An 18594-nucleotide genomic window follows, 5' to 3' on the forward strand; every position below is an offset into this window, starting at 1 on the left:
GGGGGGGTGCCGTCTCACCTCACCAGGGGTACGTCGGAGACGTCGATGGTGTCCGGATATTTCAGACCGGCGCCGGTGTTGAGCACCACCACCCGCTCGCCGGCCCGGATCCACCCGCCCGCGCGCAGCTGCCGTGCCGCGGTGAGGCAGGCCGCCCCCTCCGGGCAGAGCAGCAGCCCCTCCCGGGCGGCGAAGTCCCGCAGGTCGGCCAGGATGTCCGCGTCGTCGACGGCCACGGCCGTGCCGGAGGACTCCCGCAGCGCCGTCAGGATCAGCTCGTCGCCCAGCGGCGCCGGCACGGTGATGCCGAACGCCACCGTGTGCGCGTCCGACCACGGCTGCGCCCGATCCTCACCGGCGGCGAACGCCCGCACGATCGGCGCGCAGCCGGTGGACTGCACCGCCACCAGCCGGGGCAGCTTGTCGCCGACCCAGCCCAGCTCACGCAGCTCGTGCAACGCCTTGTGGATGCCAATCAGGCCGACCCCACCGCCGGTCGGGTAAATGATCACGTCGGGCACCTGCCAGCCGAGCTGCTCGACGATCTCGTACCCCATCGTCTTCTTGCCCTCCAGCCGGTAGGGCTCGCGCAGCGTGCCGGCGTCGAAGATCGCCCCGTTCGACTCCGCGATCAGCTCGGCCACCCGCCGCCCGGCGTCGCCGATCAGCCCGTCGATCAGACGCAGGTCGGCCCCGGCGGCGACGCACTCGCGTCGGCAGATGCTCGGTGCCGCCAACGGCATCACGATGGTCGCGCCCATCCCCGCCCGCGCGGCGTAGGTGGCCCAGGCCGACCCGGCGTTGCCGTTGGTGGGCATCGCGATGCGCTCGACGCCCAGCTCACGGGCCCGGCTCACGCCGACCGCCGCGCCCCGGGCCTTGAACGAGCCGGTCGGGATCAGCCCCTCGTCCTTGACCATCAGGTCCGCGATGCCGATCTCGGCGCCGTACGCCGGGGCGCGCAGCAGCGGCGTCCAGCCCTCGCCCAGCGTGGTGACGTGCCGAGGGTCGGCGACCGGCAGCAACTCCCGGTAACGCCACAGGTCGGCCGGGCGCAACGGAAAACGTTCCGGGGTGACCGCCTTCGCCACGGCCGGCAGGTCGTAGCGGGCCAACAGCGGAGACCCGCACTCGCACAGGTTCTGTAACCGATCGGCCGCGTACTCCTTGCCGCAGCGCGGGCAGTCCAGGTGGGTCAGGTACACGTCGCTCCTCGCCGTCAGACCGCGTCGATGCTCAGCCAGTGCCGGCTGCGCCGCCCTGGCTCGTAGACCGAGTCCAGTCGCTTGGCGACCACGCCCGGCAGGCCCTGTTCCTGCCCGGCACGCAGGGCCTCGTCGCCCGCGCCCGGGAACCACGGCGGAGTCTGCCAGTGCCCACCGGCCAAGGCCAGCCCATCCAGTAGCTCCCGGCGTTGCGCGTACGGCACATCGGCGCTGCTCACGCCCTCGAGCCAGAGCAGGTCGACGACCAGGTACTGGGCGCCGGTGGGAACCCGGCTGCCGCTGGCCGGGCGGATCGGGCGGACCCGCCCGGTCGCGTCGATGCGGACCAGCACACCGTCGAGCACCGCCTCGGTGGGCGCGAGCGCCTCGGCCATCGCGCGCAGCCACGGGTACCCGCCGGTGATCTCCTCGTCGGTCTCGGAGAGCAGCCGCAGCCGCCCGCCGGAGACGTACGCCATCGCCCGGACCCCGTCCCAGCGCAGCTCATACCCCCATTCCGCGCGATCGCGGGGAAGCCGGGCGGCGGGCGTGGCGTGCATCGGTCGGACCAGGTCGGGCATCGGTGTCCAGTCCGGCGGCGCGGGGTCGATACGCCGGACCATCCAGTCCCGCCCGCCGGTGGCGAAGAGGACGTAGCGGCCGGCGGTGCGCTCACCGGAGAGCGTCACGATCACCTCGTCGTCGCGCCACTTCTCGCACCGATAGGTGCCCCGGTCGTGGATCATCATCCGGCCGCCGCCGTACTCGCCGGCGGGGATCTCGCCGGCGAAGTCGAGGTATTCCATCGGGTGGTCCTCGGTGTGCACGGCGAGGTGGTTGCGGCCCGGGTCGCGCGGCAGCCCGCGTGGCACGGCCCAGGACGCGAGCACACCCTCGCGCTCCAGGCGCAGGTCCCAGTGCAGGCTGCGGGCGTGGTGCTGCTGGATGACGAAGCGGGCGGCGTCGGGGCCGGCCGCCGGAGGACCCTCCGGCACCGGCTCGGGTGTCCGGGCCGCGTCCCGTCGTCGGCGGTACTCCTCCAGCCGGTCGGTCACACCCGCATTCTCCGGCAAACCGGACCATCGCGCAGGGCGCCGGGGTGTCCGGTTCGCTCGGCGGCAGCAGGCTCGGCGGGGTAGAACGGAGCACATGGACCTCACCGACCAGCCCGCCGTCCTGCTCCCCGGTGACGTGCGGATGCCCCTGCTCGGCTTCGGCACCTGGCAGGCCACCGGCCGGGCCGGCTACGACGCCGTGCTGGCCGCGCTCGACACCGGCTACCGGCACATCGACACCGCCACCGTGTACGGCAACGAGCGGGAGGTCGGCCGGGCGGTGCGGGAGAGCGGTCTGCGCCGCGAGGACGTCTTCATCACCACCAAGCTCCCGCCAAACCGGGTGGGCCAGGAGCGCGCGACGTTGGAGGCCAGCCTGGAGGCGCTCGGTGTCGACCACGTGGACCTCTGGTTGATCCACTGGCCGCCGTCGTCGCCGACGGACAGCATCCCGCTGTGGCGCGAGTTGCTGGCCGCCCGCGACGAGAACCTGACCCGGGCGGTCGGCGTCAGCAACTACAGCACCGGGCAGATCGACGAGCTGATCCAGTCGACCGAGGAGAACCCGGCGGTCAACCAGATCGAGTGGAGCCCGGCGTTGTACGACCGGCAGCGGCACGTCGAGCACCGCGACCGGGGAGTGGTGCTGGAGGGCTACAGCCCGTTCAAGACCAGCGACCTCAGCGACCCGGTGCTGACCAGGATCGCAGCGGCGCACGGTGTCTCGCCCGCGCAGGTGGTGCTGCGCTGGCACATCGACCACGAGATCGTGGCGATCCCGAAGTCGGTGACGCCGGAGCGGATCACCGCCAACTTCGACGTCTTCCACTTCTCGCTGACCGCCGAGGAGATGCGCGACATAGACGCGCTCGGCAACGCCTGAATCGGCGAAATCCTTCAGCACCTGCCTTGGCGGTGAAGGGTATCGACATCGACGCATGTGACGGTATAGCGTCCCCGTCATCACGATCGTCGATCCGTTCGTGCCCCCGTCGCTGGAGGATCGCCATGACCCGATCACCATCCATCCGTCTACGCCGCCGCGGGGTGCTCGGCATCCCCGCCCTGATGGTCGCCGCGCTGACCGTCGTCGCCCGACCCGCCGCAGCGAGCGCCGCGCCGAAGGCCGAGTGCCTCGCCGACCTGATCCAGGACGCCTGATGGCCACGATTCCCTGGCTGGTGGACGTGCTGCGCGCCGCCGGGGTCCAGGTCGTCGTCGAGGGAGACTGGCTCAACCGGATGCGGCCCGGCTCCTTCGACCCGATCGGGGTGCTCTGGCACCACACCGCCTCGACGTCCAGCGCCAGCAACCCGCACCCGGCGCTCGGCATCTGCATCAACGGCCGGTCCGACCTGCCGGGGCCGCTGTGCCAGGCACTCGTCGACTACAACGGTGTCTTCCACGTCATCTCCGCCGGCCGGTGCAACCACGCCGGGGTCAGCGGCGGCAGCGGGCCGATCCCGGCCGGGGACGGCAACACCCTGATGATCGGGTGGGAGATCGACTACAACGGCGTCAACCAGGAGATGACCGCCGCGCAGTACAACGCGTCGCTCGCCGCCACCGCCGCCGTGCTCACCCGCCTCGGCCGGGACAGCAGCTACGCCCGGGGCCACCGGGAGACCAGCACCACCGGAAAGATCGACCCGTCCTTCATCGACCTGAACGTGATGCGGGCCGACGTGGCGGCGCGCATGGCCGGCGGCGGCACCGCCTGGTCCTCCACGGTGGACAACACCACCTCCGGCCGGTTCACCGCCAGCGCCAACTGGGGGGTGTCGTCGTACTCCAGTCAGCGCTACGGCGCCGACTACCGGTACGCCGACCCGGTCGCCGCCAGCGACGTCGCCTGGTACCGGTTCAACGTCCCGGCCACCGCCAGCTACCGGGTCGAGGCCTGGTGGCCGGCGAACAGCGGTTACAACAGCGCCACCCCGTACATCGTTGCCACCAGCAGCGGCAACCAGACCGTCTACGTCGACCAGCGGGCGACCGGCGGGCAGTGGCGGATCCTCGGCACGTTCACGCTGCCGGCGGGCGACGCCAACCGGGTGGGCGTGAGCCGGTGGAGCAACACCACCGGCCTGGTCATCGCCGACGCCGTACGCCTCACCCGGGTCTGACCTCGATGCCCGCCCCGGCTCGACGCGCCGCCCCGGCTTGATCGACTCGGCTTTCCGGAAGTCGGGGTGTCCCACGCACGAGGATGCCCCGACTTCAAGGAACCCGAGTGGATCTTTTGAGTGGTGGGGGCGCGACCGTGTGGTCGCGCCCCCACGACAGCTCAGTTACGCGAGCAGGTCGCCCCGTTGAGCGAGAAGCTGCTCGGGGACGAGTACGACCCGTTCAGCGTCCCCTGGTAGCCGAAGCTGGCCGTGCCTCCAGGTGCGATGGACCCGTTGTGACCCACGTTTCGGGCGGTCACCGCGGAGCCGCTCTGGCTGACCGTGGCGTTCCACGCGTTGGTGACGGTCTGCCCGCTGGGCAGGCTGTAGTTCAGCGTCCAGCCGTTGATCGCGCTGGAGCCGGTGTTGGTGATCTGGACGTCGGCGGTGAAGCCGTTGTTCCACGAGTTCGCCGTGTACTTCACCGCGCAGCCCGCACCACCCGGCGGCGGCGTGGTCGGGGGCGGGGTGGTGGGGTTACCGCCACCGTTGACGTTGGCCGAGAACGAGGTCACCGCGAGGCCGACGCCGCCCTGCCAGGGCTCGAAGCCGGCCTGGATGCTGGTCAGGTACCACGAGTTGGTGATCGCGCCCCGGTTGCGGGTGTCGTTGATGAAGTCCAGCACGCTGAAGTTCAGGCTGGAGATCGCCGACGGCGCGACGTAGGAGATGACGTTGTTGGAGCCGTTGCTGCCCCGCCAGACCTCCCAGGTGCGGCCGGCCAGATTCGTCGTGCCGACCACCGAGCCGATGGGCTGGATCGGACCCTGCCGGTTGAGCCAGATCATGATCTCCATCTGGTTCACCCCGTCCCGCTTGGGCGACGGGTCCAGCCAGATGTCGTACGACGCGTTGTAGGTGGCGCCGCTGACGTAGCGGTAGGAGATGCTGCTGGTGGCGCTGCTGATCTGGCTCACCTGGATCGGCAGGTTCGTGCCGGGGGAGCAGTTGGTGTAGTGACACCCGAAGAACACCGAGGGGTACGCGGTGGGCGCCCCGTTGGTGGGGCTGCTCCCGTTCTGGGTGGTGATCTCGAAGCCGCTGCTGGTGACGTTGATGCATTGCTGAGCGGTGGTGCCCCAGCGGTTGTTCTGCACCACGTACCGGCCCTGGATGGTGGTCGAGCCGTACTGTTCGCAGATCAGGGTGTCGGCGGAGGCGTTGCCGCCGAGGGCCACGGCCACCAGTGAGCTGGTGAGGAGGAGCCCGGCGGCGGCCAGGGCCCGAAGTTGACGTTTCATGACGCTCCTTGACTCGGCGCGTGCCGGGCGCCGGATGTGGTGGGATGGTGCGGGAGCGCTCCCACGCTCAACGACACATTTACATGGTTGAAACTAAGGCGCAACCGCATGCGTCAAACTGGCGAATTGTGAGGATTGCCATGCCCCCGCCGGACGGCTGTCACCCGACGGCCAGCTAAGCGCCGCGAAACGCCGACGAGCGCCGCCGAGACGGCCGATTGGGGCCTGGCGTGGGGCAATAGCTCCGAGTAGCGTGTTGCCTCCAACGCGTTCCGCTCCCCCTCCGGAGGCGTACACCACCATGGGTGGCTCCCCCCTGCGCATCCTCGTCGTCGGCGCGGGCATCGCCGGCCTGGCCGTGGCTCGGGCGCTGCGCCTGGCGGGCTTCCGGCCCGACGTCACCGACAAGCTGCCGCCGGGGGAGTCCACCGAGACCGGTCTCTACCTGCCCGGCAACGCCGCCCGGGCACTGCACCGGCTCGACCTGCACGACCCGGTCCGGCCGATCGGGCAGGTGATCCACCGGCAGCGGTTCCTCGACGCCGCGGGCGCGCAGCTCTGCGAGGTCGACCTCGACGCCCTCTGGGCCGGCGTCGGCGAGTGTCGGGCACTACCCCGGGCCGACCTGCACCGGGTGTTGCTCAGTGGTGCCGGCGGCGCCGTCCGGCACGGCGCCGAGGTCCGCACCCTGGACCTGCTCCCGGGCGCGGTCGGCGTCACCTTCACCGACGGCACCACCGCGGAGTACGACCTGGTCATCGGCGCCGACGGGCCACGCTCCTCGGTCCGTGCGCTGGCCGCGCTCGGTGGGCCGCCGCGCCCGGTCGGGCAGGTCGTCTACCGGGCGGTCCTGCGCGACGGCCCACCGGTCACCGAGTGGACCGCGCTGCTCGGGCAGCGCTCCGGGTTCCTGATGGTGCCGATCGGTGCCGGGCGACTGCACCTGTACGCCGACGAGGCCGGCACCGAGGAGCCCGCCGACCCGCTGGCCCGGCTGCGGGACCTCTTCGCCGACTACCGCGGGCCGGTGCCCGAGGTGCTGGCGGCGCTCGACGAGGTGCACGTCGGGATCACCGACGAGGTGGAGTTGGGCCGCTGGCACCGGGGTCGCATCCTGCTGGTCGGCGACGCCGCGCACGCCACCGCGCCCACGCTGTCCCAGGGCGCCGCCATGGCGTTGGAGGACGCCGTGGTGCTGGCCGAGTCGCTGCGCGCCGCGAACAGCGTGGAGGCCGCGCTCGTGGCGTACGAGAGTCGTCGCCGTCCGCGTACCCGATGGGTGCGCGACCGGACCCGGGACCGCAACCGGACCAGGGACGTGCCGCCGGCGCTGCGCGACCCGCTGCTGCGCGGACGCGGCGACCGGATCTTCGGGGAGCACTACCGGCTCCTGCTCGGCCCGCTGTAGGCCCGTTGTAGATCGTGTCACGCCACCCCACGCGGCGCTGCGACCTGCCGGGGACTATCCTCCTTGCGGATGACGGCCCGCCGATAACCAGCGTGTGCCGAGCGGGACAACCGAGAACCGGAGGCCACTCGTGACCACCGTCGCACCCAAGCCGGTCGTGACCCGGCCCTGGCCGGTCCGGGAGCCGGTCAAGGGGTCGGCCATCGCGCGGCTGCTGCGAACCACGGACGCGAAGCAAATCGGGATCATGTATATGGTCACCGCGTTCGTGTTCTTCATGATCGGTGGCCTGATGGCCCTGGTCATGCGTGCTGAGCTGGCCCGACCCGGGCTGCAGTTCCTGTCGCCGGAGCAGTACAACCAGCTCTTCACGATGCACGGCACGATCATGTTGCTGTTCTTCGCGACGCCGATCGTGTTCGCCTTCGCGAACTACATCGTGCCGATCCAGATCGGCGCGCCCGACGTTTCCTTCCCCCGGCTGAACAGCTTCGCCTACTGGCTGTACCTGTTCGGCGGGACGATGGCGACCGCCGGGTTCATCACCCCGGGTGGCGCCGCCGACTTCGGCTGGTTCGCGTACGCGCCGCTGAGCAGCGTCGAGCACTCGCCCGGCGTCGGCGCCAACATGTGGATCATGGGTCTGGCCATCTCCGGTCTGGGCACCATCCTCGGCGCGGTGAACATGATCACAACGGTGCTGACCCTGCGCGCGCCCGGCATGACCATGTTCCGGATGCCGATCTTCACGTGGAACATCCTGGTCACCAGCCTCCTGGTGATCCTGGTCTTCCCGCTGCTGGCCGCCGCGCTGTTCGCGCTCGCCGCGGACCGCATCCTCGGCGCGCACGTGTACGACCCGGCAACCGGCGGGCCGATGCTCTGGCAGCACCTCTTCTGGTTCTTCGGGCACCCCGAGGTGTACATCGTGGCGCTGCCGTTCTTCGGCATCATCAGCGAGGTCATCCCGGTCTTCTCCCGCAAGCCGATCTTCGGCTACAAGGGTCTGGTCGCCGCGACCATCGCGATCGCCGCGCTCTCCATGAGCGTCTGGGCGCACCACATGTTCGCCACCGGCCAGGTGCTGCTGCCGTTCTTCAGCTTCCTGAGCTACCTGATCGCCGTGCCGACCGGTATGAAGTTCTTCAACTGGATCGGCACCATGTGGCGGGGCCAGATCAGCTTCGAGACGCCCATGCTCTGGGCGGTCGGCTTCCTGGTCACCTTCCTCTTCGGCGGTCTCACCGGTGTGCTGCTGGCCAGCCCGCCGATCGACTTCCACGTGTCGGACTCGTACTTCGTGGTGGCACACTTCCACTACGTGCTCTTCGGCACCATCGTGTTCGCGGTGTTCGCGGGCATCTACTTCTGGTTCCCGAAGATGTTCGGCCGGATGCTCGACGAGCGCCTGGGCAAGGTGCACTTCTGGCTCACCATGATCGGTTTTCACACCACGTTCCTGGTGCAGCACTGGCTCGGCGCCGAGGGCTTCCCCCGTCGGTACGCCGACTACCTGCCCGGTGACGGTTTCACCACGCTGAACACGATCTCCACGATCGGCGCGTTCATCACCGGTATCTCGACGCTGCCGTTCATCTACAACTGCTGGAAGTCGTACAAGACCGGCCCGGTCGTCGAGGTGAACGACCCCTGGGGTCACGGCAACTCGCTGGAGTGGGCGACCAGCAGCCCGCCGCCGTTGCGCAACTTCGACCGGATGCCGCGGATCCGCTCCGAGCGGCCGGCGTTCGACATGAAGTTCCCCGAACTGGCCGCCGGCCAGAGCCTGGCCGGCCCGCCGGAGGGCGGCGCCAAGCCGCTCACCAGCGAGTCGGACGGCGGCGCCAGCTACCGCGAGGACACCGCCAGCGACCTCGACCGGCACTGACGCTCGACCTCAGCAGTACGACGGGCGCCGTCCCCGGGACCACCGGGAGCGGCGCCCGTCGCCATGTCCAGCGCACTGTCACTCCTGCGTCTCGCCTCGTCCCGGCCGCTCCACGCGCCGCGTGCCGGCGGCTGGCTTTAGCGGCGTGCCCCGGTGTGGCTCGGCGTCCTTGGGCTCGGTCCGGTCTTGGCCCGGCCCGGTCTTGGCCCGGCGTGGCATTGTGGTCCGGCCCGGATTCGGGGCTATGTCGCTCATCAGCAGGTATGCCTGGCCTGGCCTGGCTCCGTCTAGCCCGGCTGCTCCGATGGAAGATCGCTTCGCCCGCTCGGGGCAGAGCACCCCGGTCCAGAGCAGCCCGCGCCGGCGCAGGCTGCTCCCCCGAGCTGGGGCGCTCCGGCGTGCCGCCGCCGCGGTCACAGCGCCGCGCGGGACCGGCGTGGACGCGACGTTCACTTGCGCCGCGTAGGCGGGCCGTCAGCGGACGGCGGGGGTCAGGTCGGCCTCGACGGGCGGCGGGGTGGCCGCGTCGACGGTGCGGCGGCGGCGCAGCTCGATCGGGAGCACCACCAGGGTGACCAGTGCGCCGAGCGCGCCGGTCACCACGAAACCCCAGAGTGGCGCGCTGGCGTCGATCACCGCGCCGGCGAGCGGGGCGCCGACCGCGATACCGACGGTGACGGCCGAGCCGTGCAGGCCCATCGCCTCACCGCGTACCTCGGCCGGGACCAGGCGGCTGACCGCGTCCGAGCCGGCCGCGATGGTCGGTGCGCAGAGCGCGCCGGCCGGGATCAGCGCCAGGCACAGCAGCCACCAGTGCGCACCGCCCAGCCCGACCGGAATGGTGCACACGGCCAGTGCGGCGGTCAGCGCCAGCGGGGAGAACGAGCGGTGCACCGCCCCGTAGGCGAAACCGCCGGCCAGCGAGGCGACCGCCCAGATGGCCAGGACCGCACCGGTCCAGCCGACCTCGCCGCTGGCCCGCAGGACGGCGACCACCGCCACGTCGGTGCCACCGAGCACCAGTGTCGCGGCGGCACTGAGCGCCAGCACGGCGAGCAGTCGGGGCGTCAGCCACTCCCGGCGCGGCACCCGGCGCTGCGGGCCAGGGGGCTCGGCGGCCCCGCGGATCGGCGGATTTACCAGCCACAGGGCAATCCCGGCGGCGACGATGCCGCCACCGACCAGATACATGGTGGTCTGCGCCGAGATCGCGGTGACCAGGGCCACCGCCAACGCCGGGCCGATCATGAAAGAGAGCTCCACCGACATCGAGTCGAGGGCGTACGCCGGGCGGCGTTGGTCCTCGGGGACCAGCGCGGCGATCGACTGACGGACCACGGAGAAGATGGGCAGCGCCAGGGAGCCGGCCACGAAGGCGGCCGGCAGGAGTACGGGGTATGTCAGCGTGGGCGCGGTGGACCAGAAGATCGCCTCGGCGATCCCGGTGAGCACCAGCACCGGGCGCAGTCCACGCCGGTCCACCAGTCGGCCGAGCAGCGGTCCGCCGATTGCCGCGCCCACAGTCACGGCCGCACCCACCAGGCCGGCGGCCCCGTAGCCCCGATCAAGGTCGAGCACCACGTGGAAGGTCAGCGTCACCCCGGTCGCGGTGAGCGGGATGCGGGCGAGGACGGCGACCAGCAGCAGCGACCGCAGGCCGGGCAGGGCGAGTGCCCGCCGGTAAGGCTTCATGTTCACGTGGGTCCGTACCTCCGGCGACATCCTTGACCGGCGGCGGCCCTTTGGCCAACCAATTATTGCCTCATGCGGCCCTGATCACAGGCTGACCGTGCAGGATCACCCCGGCGCCCTCCATCGCCCGGAGGGCCACGTCGGTGGTCGCTGGGGCGACGGCGGCGGTCAACTCGAGCAGCACGGTGGTGGCGAAACCCTCCCGGGCGGCGTCCAACGCGGTCGCCCGGACGCAGTGGTCGGTGGCGATGCCGACCACGTCGACCCGGTCCACGTCGTGCCGGCGCAGCCAGTCGGCCAGGCACTCGCCGTCGTCGGCGTGCCCCTCGAAACCGGAGTACGCCGCGGCGTGCTCGCCCTTGTGAAAGATCACCTCGACCCGGGCGGTGTCCAGTTCCGGGTGGAACTCGGAACCGCTGGTGCCGACCACGCAGTGCCGGGGCCAGGACTCCACGAAGTCCGGCGGGTCGCCGAAGTGGGCACCCGGATCGACGTGGTAGTCCTTGGTGGCGACCACGTGCGCCCACCGGTCCGGCTCCGCGGCGAGCAGGCGAGAGATGCCGGCGGCCACCCCGGCACCGCCGGCGACGGCCAGCGAGCCGCCCTCGCAGAAGTCGTTCTGCACGTCCACGATGATCAGCGCGTTGGCCATCGGGCGTCTCCCTTCGGGATCGGATCGGGCGGAAGGCTCAGTCGGCGGGTACGACGGTGACCGGCACGGCCGGGTCGCCGGCCGAGAGCTTCAACCCCTCCCACGGTATCGAGATCAGGCATTCGCGCAGGTGCTCCCGTGACTCGTCGAGGGTGGGCAGCGCCACCGGCTCACCGGCGACCACGTACGAGTGTTGGAGCATGCGGTCGTTGGGCTGCCGATCCGGAACGCCCTGCGGAACGATGATCTCCTCGGTGGCGGTGCCGGTCGGCTTGTGCCGGCGGACCGCGACCTTCCGGCCGCCGATGGTCGCCTTGTGCTCGGAGCGTTTTACCACCGGACGGCCCTCGACCTCGACCAGCTTGTAGACCAGCCCGGCGGTCGGTGCCCCGGAGCCGGTGACCACGGCGGTGCCAGCGCCGTACATGTCCACCGGTTCGGCGGCCAGCGCGGCGATCGCGTACTCGTCCAGGTCACCGGAAACGATGATCTTGGTCTCGGTGGCGCCCAGCGAGTCGAGCAACTCCCGGGACTGCTGGGCGATCACCGCCAGGTCGCCCGAGTCGATCCGCACCGCCCGCAGCTCCGGTCCGGCCACCGCGATCGCGTTGCGGATGCCCTGGCTGATGTCGTACGTGTCGACCAGCAGCGTGGTGTCCTTGCCCAGCGTGGCGACCTGCGAGGCGAATGCCGCCCGCTCGTCGTCGTGCAGCAGGGTGAACGCGTGCGCCGCCGTGCCCGCCGTCGGGATGCCGTAGCGCGCACCGGCGGCGAGGTTGGAGGTGAACCGGAACCCGGCCAGGTACGCGGCCCGTGCGGCGGCCACCGCCGCTTCCTCGTGCGCCCGACGCGAGCCCATCTCGATCAGAGCCCGGCCCCGCGCGGCGGTCACCATCCGGGCCGCCGCAGCGGCCACCGCGCTGTCGTGGTTGAGCACGGACAGCACCAGTGTCTCCAGCACCACGCACTCGGCGAAGCCGCCGGAGACGGCGAGGATCGGTGAACCGGGGAAGAACAGCTCACCCTCGGCGTACCCGTCGACGTCGCCGGTGAAGCGGTAGTCGGTGAGCCACGCCGCCGCCGTCTCGTCGACCACTCCCGTCCGCAGCAGGAACTCGACCTCGGCGGGGTCGAACCGGAAGTCGCGGATCAGCTCGATCAGCCGGGCCGTCCCGGCGACCACCCCGTACCGGCGGCCGCTCGGCAACCGGCGGCTGAACACCTCGAAGACACAGCGGCGGTCGGCGGTGCCGTCCTTCAGTGCCGCGCTGACCATGGTCAGCTCGTAGTGGTCGGTCAGCAGTGCGGGGCGGTGGGTGCTCACCGGCCCAGCCTAAGGTTCAGCCTGCGTCACCGCCGTCGTGGCCCGGGATCGAGCGCAACGCCGCCCACAGCTCGGCCCGGCCGGTCACGCCGAGCTTGGCGTAGATCCGCTGGAGGTGGTTCTCCACCGTGCGCGCCGAGAGGTAGAGCCGTTCGGCGATGGCCCGGCTGGGCGCACCGTGCGCCGCCAGCCGGGCCACCTGCCACTCCCGTTCGGTGAGCACCGGCGCGCCCGCCTGTAGCGCCGGTGTCCGGATCAGGTCACAGCGCCCCAACAATCCGGCGAGGCGCTCCCGGGCGTCGTTGGCCGCAGCCGAGTGCTGCTGGCGCAACCGCTGGACGGCCTGGGAGGTGGCCTCGGCGGCGTACACGGTCAACTCCAGGGCCGCGTAGTCGTCGGCGACCGCGAGCAGATCGGTGGAGGAGTCGGTCACCGAGGCGCGGGCGTGCCGGGCCAACAGCGGCGGTAGCACCCCGTCGACCCGCTCCGAGAGCTCGGCGAGGCGCTGCGCGACCGTGCGCCGGCCACCGTCGGAGCAGGTGGGCCCGACCGCCATGCCCGCCTGGTCCAGTCGGACGAGGTCGTGCAGAACGTGCACCTCGTGCCCGGCGAAACCGTCCGAGCGCAGCCGATCCACCAGGTCGCCAAGGTGTTTGACCGCGCCCGGCAGGTCACCCGACGCGGCCAGCGACGCGCCCCGCGCCTGCTCCAGCCACGGGTAGAGCACCGCCATGCCCGGCGCGTGGGTGCGGTCGGCTTCGGCCATCGCCGCAGCCGCCTGTGCGGCGTCACCGCGTAGCGCCGCCGACTGGGCGCGTTCGGCCTGGGCCAGACCCGCGTAGACCCGACTCGTGGCCAGCACCGCGCAGGCGCCGAGGGAGGCCCGCAGGGCCGCGTCGCTGTGCCCCCGCAGCCGGGCCGCGTACGCCTGGAGAATGGCGAGATAGCCGGTGCCGAGGCGGAAGTCGCCCTCTCCGGCGAGGTCGGCGAACTCGTCGGCCACGATCGCGTCGATCCCGGCCAGGTCGCCGGTGAGCATGAGCCGGGTGCCCCGAGCCAGCTCCAGTGCCAACTGGAGGTACGGCATGTCGGTGCGCCAGCTGGCCGCGGCCGAGTGCACCTGGGCGATCGCCGTACCGCTGCGGGTCAGCTCGCCTTGCGCGGCCTGGACGTACGCGATGGTGGAACGGGCCAGCTCGCGGGCGGCGACGCCGGCCGCCGGCCGGTCCAGTACGCGTTGGCTGAGCCGTACCGCGGTGGCCGTGTCCAGTCGGTGCAGGCGCATGATCGCTTCGAAGGCGTGCACCCGGGACCGGTCGGCGGAGTCGCTGAGCTGTTCGACCCGGCTCGCGATTTCCTCCACCGTGGACTCCCGGCTCAGCCCCCAGTAACTGACCATCCCGCGCACGGTCAGCCAGCGGCAGAGCCGCCGCTCGTCGCCGGGCTCGGGGGTGACCGCGTCGAGGACGTTGATCGCTTCCTCGGGTCGGTCGGCGAACATCAGGATGGTGGCCAGCAGCTCCGCCGCGTCGGAGCCGCCCTCGGCGTTCAGCGCGGCACGCGCCAGGCGGGTCGCCAGCGGCACGTCGTAGCGGGTGAATGCCTGCACCGCGGCGTCCAGCAGCAGCGCCGGGTTCTGTGCGGTGCCCGAGTCGAGTCGCCAGACGGCCACCCGCAGCAGGTCGTCGCGGCGGCGCTTGCCCACCTGCTCAAGCAGTTCGGCGAGGCTTGCCTGAAGTCGGCGGGTGCGGCTGACCGGGCAACGACGGCGCATCACCTCGCCGTAGAGCGGGTGCGCCAGCCGGACGTTGGTGCGCCGGTCGTGCTGAACCACGGTGATCAGCCCGCGTTCCTCGGCGGTCTCCACGTCCGACTGGTCGGCGACCTGCTTGAGTAGGTGCAGGCCGAGTGGTTCGCCGAACGCGACCAGCTCGACGACCGCGCGGACGCCGTCGGTGAGCTTGCCGACCCGGGTGTCGATGAGGTCGGTCAGGCTGGGCGCCAGCTCCAGCCGACCGGTCCATTTCCAGATCCCGTACGTGCGCTTCAGCTCCGCGCTGCCGTTGGCGGCGTGCACCAACTCGCGCAGCAGCAGCGGGTTGCCCGCCGACAGCCGGCCGAGCCGGTCGGCGGAGCCGGCGTCGACCGGGCCGCCCAGGATCGCCGCCAGCAGACCGGCGGTCTCCGACTGCGGCATCGGGGTCAGCTCGACGTGCTCGACCAGGTCGTCGGTCCAGAGTGCGCGGATCGGCAGCGGGATCTGCTCGCCGTCGCGCAGGGTGCCGACCACTGTGGCGTTCTCCGCGCGGGCGACCAGGTGCACAAGTGCCGCCGAGGGCGGGTCGAGCAGGTGGGCGTCGTCGATGGCGAGCACGATCCGTCGGCCGGCCGCCTGCTGTTGCAGGACGTTGAGCGCCCAGCGCAGGACGCCGGCGGGGGAGAGGCCCTGGGGCTGCTCGGCGGGGAGGACCTGGACCAGCCCGCCGAACGGCAGTGCCGCGGTGGTGGCGCTGGCGGCGATTGACCAGATCGCGAACCGGTCGGTGGGCAACGCGCCCACGCCCTCGCGTAGCAGCCGACTCTTGCCGATGCCGGCGCTGCCGCTGAAGAAGAGCCCTCGGCCGGCCTCACCGGTCACCGCCGCCAGCAGGCGGTTGAGCTCATCCGTGCGGCCGACGAACTCCCATCGACTCATTCGCGCAGCATATCGATCGGAATCCGTCCGCGCCCGTACCGTCACCGTACGAAGTTGAGTAATCGCACAATTACCGGTGAGTATTCGGGGTGTTCCGCCCGGTCGTCGGCCCGCCCGTAGTCTTCCGACATCCGAATTTATGCACCGGAATTTTCGCGGCCGGAACCCCGGTCACCTGCAACGGGAGGTACCTGATGAAGCAGGGCACTCTCCCCTCGGTCGACTCGCCGGGCGACATGACCGGCCCAACCGACCTGCCCACCTGCGGCCCGCTGCCCAGCCGGGTCGGCGTTGCCGCCCCCAGCCCGGAGGAGCCGCTCGGTGTGGTCGCCGTCGGCCCGGCCGGTGCCGAGCGGCGCGCCGTGCTCGCCACCCTGCTCGGGCTCGACCCGGTCATGCTCACCGTGCCGGCCGGCAGTTGGTTGGTGGTGCGCAACGCCAAGGTGCCCACCCGGGCGGCGTTCGTGCCGGGTTACCGCCAGCCGCACTCGTACGGCGCGGACCGGGACGCCGCCGGTCCGGCGTTGGCCCGTCCGCCCCGGCGGGTCGAGCTGAGCGTGCCCGAGCCTCTGCTGCGGCACTTCACCCTGATCGACGTTCCGGACACCGCCACCCTGGGCGTGGCCGGCACCCGGGTGCTGCTGGAAGCGGCCGGCCGAGCCGGCGCGCTGCTCTTCGTGATCGCCGCCGATCAGGCGTTCACCGCCGCTGAGCTGAACCTGCTCGCCGAAGTCGCCCCGACCTCGGTGGAGGTCGTGTTCGCGGTCACCCCCGGCGCGGCGGGTTGGGCGCCGCTGCCCGACGGCTCGGCGACTACGGAGGGCGCGGGGGCGTCCGTCCCGCCGGTCGGGGGTGCGGAGACCGAGGTGGATGCGATCGCGGTGACCGTGGAGGCACATCGGGCGGCGCTCCTGGCCGCGGTGCCGGCGCTGGCCGGCGCGCGGTGGTTCCCGGTCGACGGCGCCGACTCGGCCGCCGACCTGCGCCGGGCGCTGGTGGGTTGGTCGTCGCGGGAGGGGTTGCAGCGGGCCAGCGTCGTCCCACCGGTGTTGCCGGGCCAACAGGGCCGCGTCGCGGTGGCCGCCGATCCGGGCGACTGGTCCGAACGACTCGACCGCCACACCCGCTCCTGCGCTCAGCGGATCCGTCAGCACCTCGCCCTGGAGTTGGCGAACATCCACCTGCGGGCCGTTCAGGAGATCGTGTTCGGAGTCGGCTGTGCCGGCCTACCGGATCTACTGGACCGGGAGATGGCGGCGCTGTCACTGTTGGCCACCGCACAGTGCGATCAGGCGGTGCGCGGCATCGTGGCCGACCTCGCGTCCCGGGTGCTCGGCGCGCCGCCGACCGAAGGCGTGCGACGCCGGATCGTCACCGCCGTCCAGTACGGCCTGGCCGACCACCGGCCCGGCCGCGAGTTGGACAAGGTGCTGCTGGTCACCAGCACAGCCGGCGTGGCCGGGTTGACCGGTTCGGAGGCGATCGACGCGGTCGCCAGTTATCCAGCGGCGTCCCGCGACGAGCTGCTCCCGCCGGTCGCGGTGGCGCTCTCCGGTGGGTGCTGGCAGCAGTGGCGTACCCCCGGCAACGACGACCACAACGCGGCGCGGGCCTGGTCCCAGCGGGCCGTGCGTGAGGTCGAGTTGGGGTTGTCCAGGGAGGTCTCCCGACGGTTCGAGGTGATCCGCCTCTCGCTGGGCGCGGTGCTCTCCGATGCAGTCGATCACGGCATCCTGCTCGCCTGACGGCCCGCCCACCGGTCGCTCCGGCTCCGTGCCGCACCGCGCGTCCGACGAGGTCCGAGGCGGGTCGGGGGTGCCCGGGGTAGGCGATCCGCGCCGGGCCGGCGTTCCGGTTCCTCGGTTCCGGGAAACCGGTGGCACGATGGGGGGCATGGCGGCTCCGCAGGTTGCACCGGTCGAGACGCCGGACACTGACGAGGTGCCGGCGTCCGACCGGCAGTGGGTGACGATCGTGTGGGACGACCCGGTCAATCTGATGACGTACGTGACCTGGGTCTTCCAGAAGCTTTTCGGCTACAGCCGGGAGAGGGCCGAGCAGCTGATGCTGGACGTGCACCACAAGGGGCGTGCCGTGGTCTCCACCGGTGCTCGGGAGCGGATGGAGCACGACGCGTCGCAGCTGCACGCGTACGGGCTGTGGGCGACGGTGGACCGGTCATGAGCATGTTCCATCGCCAGGCCGGGCGCTACGTCGCCATCTTCGCCGTCGACGAGGTGCGGGTGCTGCGCAAGGTCGCCTCCGAGGTGGTGGGTCTGCTCACCGATGGCTTCGACCACACCGACCCGGTCGTCGGTCGACTCTTTCCGGCGGTCTACCCGCAGGATGCTCCGGGCACCGCCGAGTTCCGCCGCTACACCGAGGGCGACCTGAAGACCGCGAAGATCGATCAGGCGGGGGCGATCCTGGCCGCGTTGCCGGATGACGCCGGCGGTGAGGTGCGGCTGGACGCCGAGGCGGCCGAGGCGTGGCTGCGGGCGTTGAACGACGCTCGGCTCGCGATGGGCGTCCGGCTGGAGATCAAGGACGGCACCGACCTCGGTGCGGAGTTGGACGACGCGGTCGCTGAGGACCCGGGTTCCAGCCGGGTGTTCCAGCTTTCGGTCTACGCCTATCTCGGGTATTTACAGGAGTCGCTGCTCAACGCCTTGATCGATTAGGGGTGACCGGCACCACTTCGGCCCGTGCGCGCCAGGCGTTAGGCTGGTGCACGTGCTGAGCATCGACCGGTCGATCATCGACGCGATCGTCGCCCACGCGCGCCGGGATCACCCCGACGAGGCGTGCGGCGTGGTCGCCGGTCCCGTCGGCAGCGACACCCCGACCCGGCACATCCCGATGGACAATGCCGCCCGGTCGATGACCTTCTACGAGTTCGACTCGATGGAGCACCTGCGCGTGTGGCGGGAGATGGACGATCGGGACGAGGAGCCCGTCGTCATCTACCACTCGCACACCGCCACCGAGGCGTACCCGTCCCGGACGGATGTCTCGTTCGCCGGCGAGCCGGGGGCGCACTACCTGCTCGTCTCGACCCGTGAGCCCGACTCCGAGGAGATCCGGTCGTTCCGGATCGTCGACGGCGTGGTCACCGAGGAGCCGGTCCGTGTCGTGGAGGCCGGCGTCGACCCGCACGCCGTCCAGTCCTACATGTTCGGGCAGAGCCCGGCGACGGTCGACTACGAGTGTTCCGGCCGCTGACCTGTCAGCGCCGCACCCGTCTCGTCCCGTCACCGTAGGCACAC

The 18594-nt window shown here is 71.5% G+C and carries 16 protein-coding genes; 9 read left to right on the forward strand and 7 right to left on the reverse strand.

The annotated features are described in order from the left end of the window. Positions 1 to 14 precede the first annotated feature (14 nt). Positions 15 to 1205, reverse strand: coding sequence for a threonine synthase (locus tag ACIBF8_RS02985; protein ID WP_396780626.1), 1191 nt, complete (start codon positions 1203 to 1205; stop codon positions 15 to 17). A 14-nt stretch (positions 1206 to 1219) separates the two neighbouring features. Beyond that, entirely contained in the window at positions 1220 to 2260 is a 1041-nt protein-coding gene (locus tag ACIBF8_RS02990) for a DNA polymerase ligase N-terminal domain-containing protein (RefSeq protein ID WP_396780627.1), read from the reverse strand. A 94-nt stretch (positions 2261 to 2354) separates the two neighbouring features. Here ACIBF8_RS02990 and ACIBF8_RS02995 point away from each other — a divergent pair, with 94 nt between their 5' ends. The 3 genes from ACIBF8_RS02995 to ACIBF8_RS03005 all read left to right on the forward strand — a co-directional run bounded on the left by ACIBF8_RS02995 (position 2355) and on the right by ACIBF8_RS03005 (position 4386). Further along, complete coding sequence (locus ACIBF8_RS02995; protein WP_396780628.1) at positions 2355 to 3143, forward strand: aldo/keto reductase; 789 nt, start codon at positions 2355 to 2357, stop codon at positions 3141 to 3143. A gap of 125 nt (positions 3144 to 3268) precedes the next feature. Continuing rightward, entirely contained in the window at positions 3269 to 3421 is a 153-nt protein-coding gene (locus ACIBF8_RS03000; protein WP_396780629.1) for a hypothetical protein, read from the forward strand. Next, complete coding sequence (locus ACIBF8_RS03005) at positions 3421 to 4386, forward strand: N-acetylmuramoyl-L-alanine amidase (protein WP_396780630.1); 966 nt, start codon at positions 3421 to 3423, stop codon at positions 4384 to 4386. Before ACIBF8_RS03000 ends, ACIBF8_RS03005 begins: the two co-directional genes overlap by 1 nt. A 161-nt stretch (positions 4387 to 4547) precedes the next feature. Here the strand turns inward: ACIBF8_RS03005 and ACIBF8_RS03010 are convergent, their stop codons facing one another. Further along, the gene (locus ACIBF8_RS03010; RefSeq protein ID WP_396780631.1) at positions 4548 to 5669 is read right to left on the reverse strand and encodes a cellulose binding domain-containing protein; all 1122 of its coding nucleotides are present in this window, start codon (positions 5667 to 5669) and stop codon (positions 4548 to 4550) included. Positions 5670 to 5970: 301 nt separating this feature from the next. On the opposite strand from ACIBF8_RS03010, the gene ACIBF8_RS03015 reads away from it, so the two are divergent. Beyond that, positions 5971 to 7077, forward strand: coding sequence for an FAD-dependent monooxygenase (locus ACIBF8_RS03015; RefSeq protein WP_396780632.1), 1107 nt, complete (start codon positions 5971 to 5973; stop codon positions 7075 to 7077). A 130-nt stretch (positions 7078 to 7207) separates the two neighbouring features. Continuing rightward, the gene (ctaD, locus tag ACIBF8_RS03020) at positions 7208 to 8965 is read left to right on the forward strand and encodes a cytochrome c oxidase subunit I (protein ID WP_396780633.1); all 1758 of its coding nucleotides are present in this window, start codon (positions 7208 to 7210) and stop codon (positions 8963 to 8965) included. Between the two features lie 474 nt (positions 8966 to 9439). Here ctaD and ACIBF8_RS03025 read toward each other — a convergent pair whose 3' ends face one another. Genes ACIBF8_RS03025 through ACIBF8_RS03040 form a run of 4 tightly spaced genes read right to left on the reverse strand, consistent with a single transcriptional unit; the run spans position 9440 to position 15328 of the window. After that, positions 9440 to 10687: an MFS transporter gene (locus ACIBF8_RS03025; protein WP_396780634.1), complete on the reverse strand. Its 1248-nt coding sequence runs from the start codon at positions 10685 to 10687 to the stop codon at positions 9440 to 9442. 40 nt (positions 10688 to 10727) lie between these two features. Continuing rightward, positions 10728 to 11309: an isochorismatase family protein gene (locus ACIBF8_RS03030; protein WP_396780635.1), complete on the reverse strand. Its 582-nt coding sequence runs from the start codon at positions 11307 to 11309 to the stop codon at positions 10728 to 10730. A 37-nt stretch (positions 11310 to 11346) separates the two neighbouring features. After that, positions 11347 to 12633: a nicotinate phosphoribosyltransferase gene (locus ACIBF8_RS03035; RefSeq protein ID WP_396780636.1), complete on the reverse strand. Its 1287-nt coding sequence runs from the start codon at positions 12631 to 12633 to the stop codon at positions 11347 to 11349. A 16-nt stretch (positions 12634 to 12649) separates the two neighbouring features. After that, entirely contained in the window at positions 12650 to 15328 is a 2679-nt protein-coding gene (locus ACIBF8_RS03040) for a LuxR C-terminal-related transcriptional regulator (protein ID WP_396780637.1), read from the reverse strand. A gap of 194 nt (positions 15329 to 15522) precedes the next feature. Between ACIBF8_RS03040 and ACIBF8_RS03045 the strand changes: the two genes are divergently transcribed. The 4 genes from ACIBF8_RS03045 (at position 15523) to ACIBF8_RS03060 (ending at position 18550) form a co-directional block, all read left to right on the forward strand. Further along, entirely contained in the window at positions 15523 to 17073 is a 1551-nt protein-coding gene (locus ACIBF8_RS03045) for a hypothetical protein (RefSeq protein WP_396780638.1), read from the forward strand. A gap of 148 nt (positions 17074 to 17221) precedes the next feature. Next, on the forward strand, positions 17222 to 17512 hold the full coding sequence (clpS, locus tag ACIBF8_RS03050; RefSeq protein ID WP_088946433.1) for an ATP-dependent Clp protease adapter ClpS: 291 nt from the start codon (positions 17222 to 17224) through the stop codon (positions 17510 to 17512). Then, on the forward strand, positions 17509 to 18009 hold the full coding sequence (locus ACIBF8_RS03055; RefSeq protein ID WP_396780639.1) for a DUF2017 domain-containing protein: 501 nt from the start codon (positions 17509 to 17511) through the stop codon (positions 18007 to 18009). The genes clpS and ACIBF8_RS03055 overlap by 4 nt, the downstream gene beginning before the upstream one ends. Positions 18010 to 18061: 52 nt before the next feature. After that, positions 18062 to 18550 carry a Mov34/MPN/PAD-1 family protein gene (locus ACIBF8_RS03060; RefSeq protein WP_030487200.1) on the forward strand — a complete coding sequence of 163 codons (489 nt, stop codon included), beginning with the start codon at positions 18062 to 18064 and terminating at the stop codon, positions 18548 to 18550. Positions 18551 to 18594 lie beyond the last annotated feature (44 nt).

The organism is Micromonospora sp. NPDC050276 (assembly GCF_044459545.1).
In the GTDB taxonomy this organism is placed as follows: domain Bacteria; phylum Actinomycetota; class Actinomycetes; order Mycobacteriales; family Micromonosporaceae; genus Micromonospora.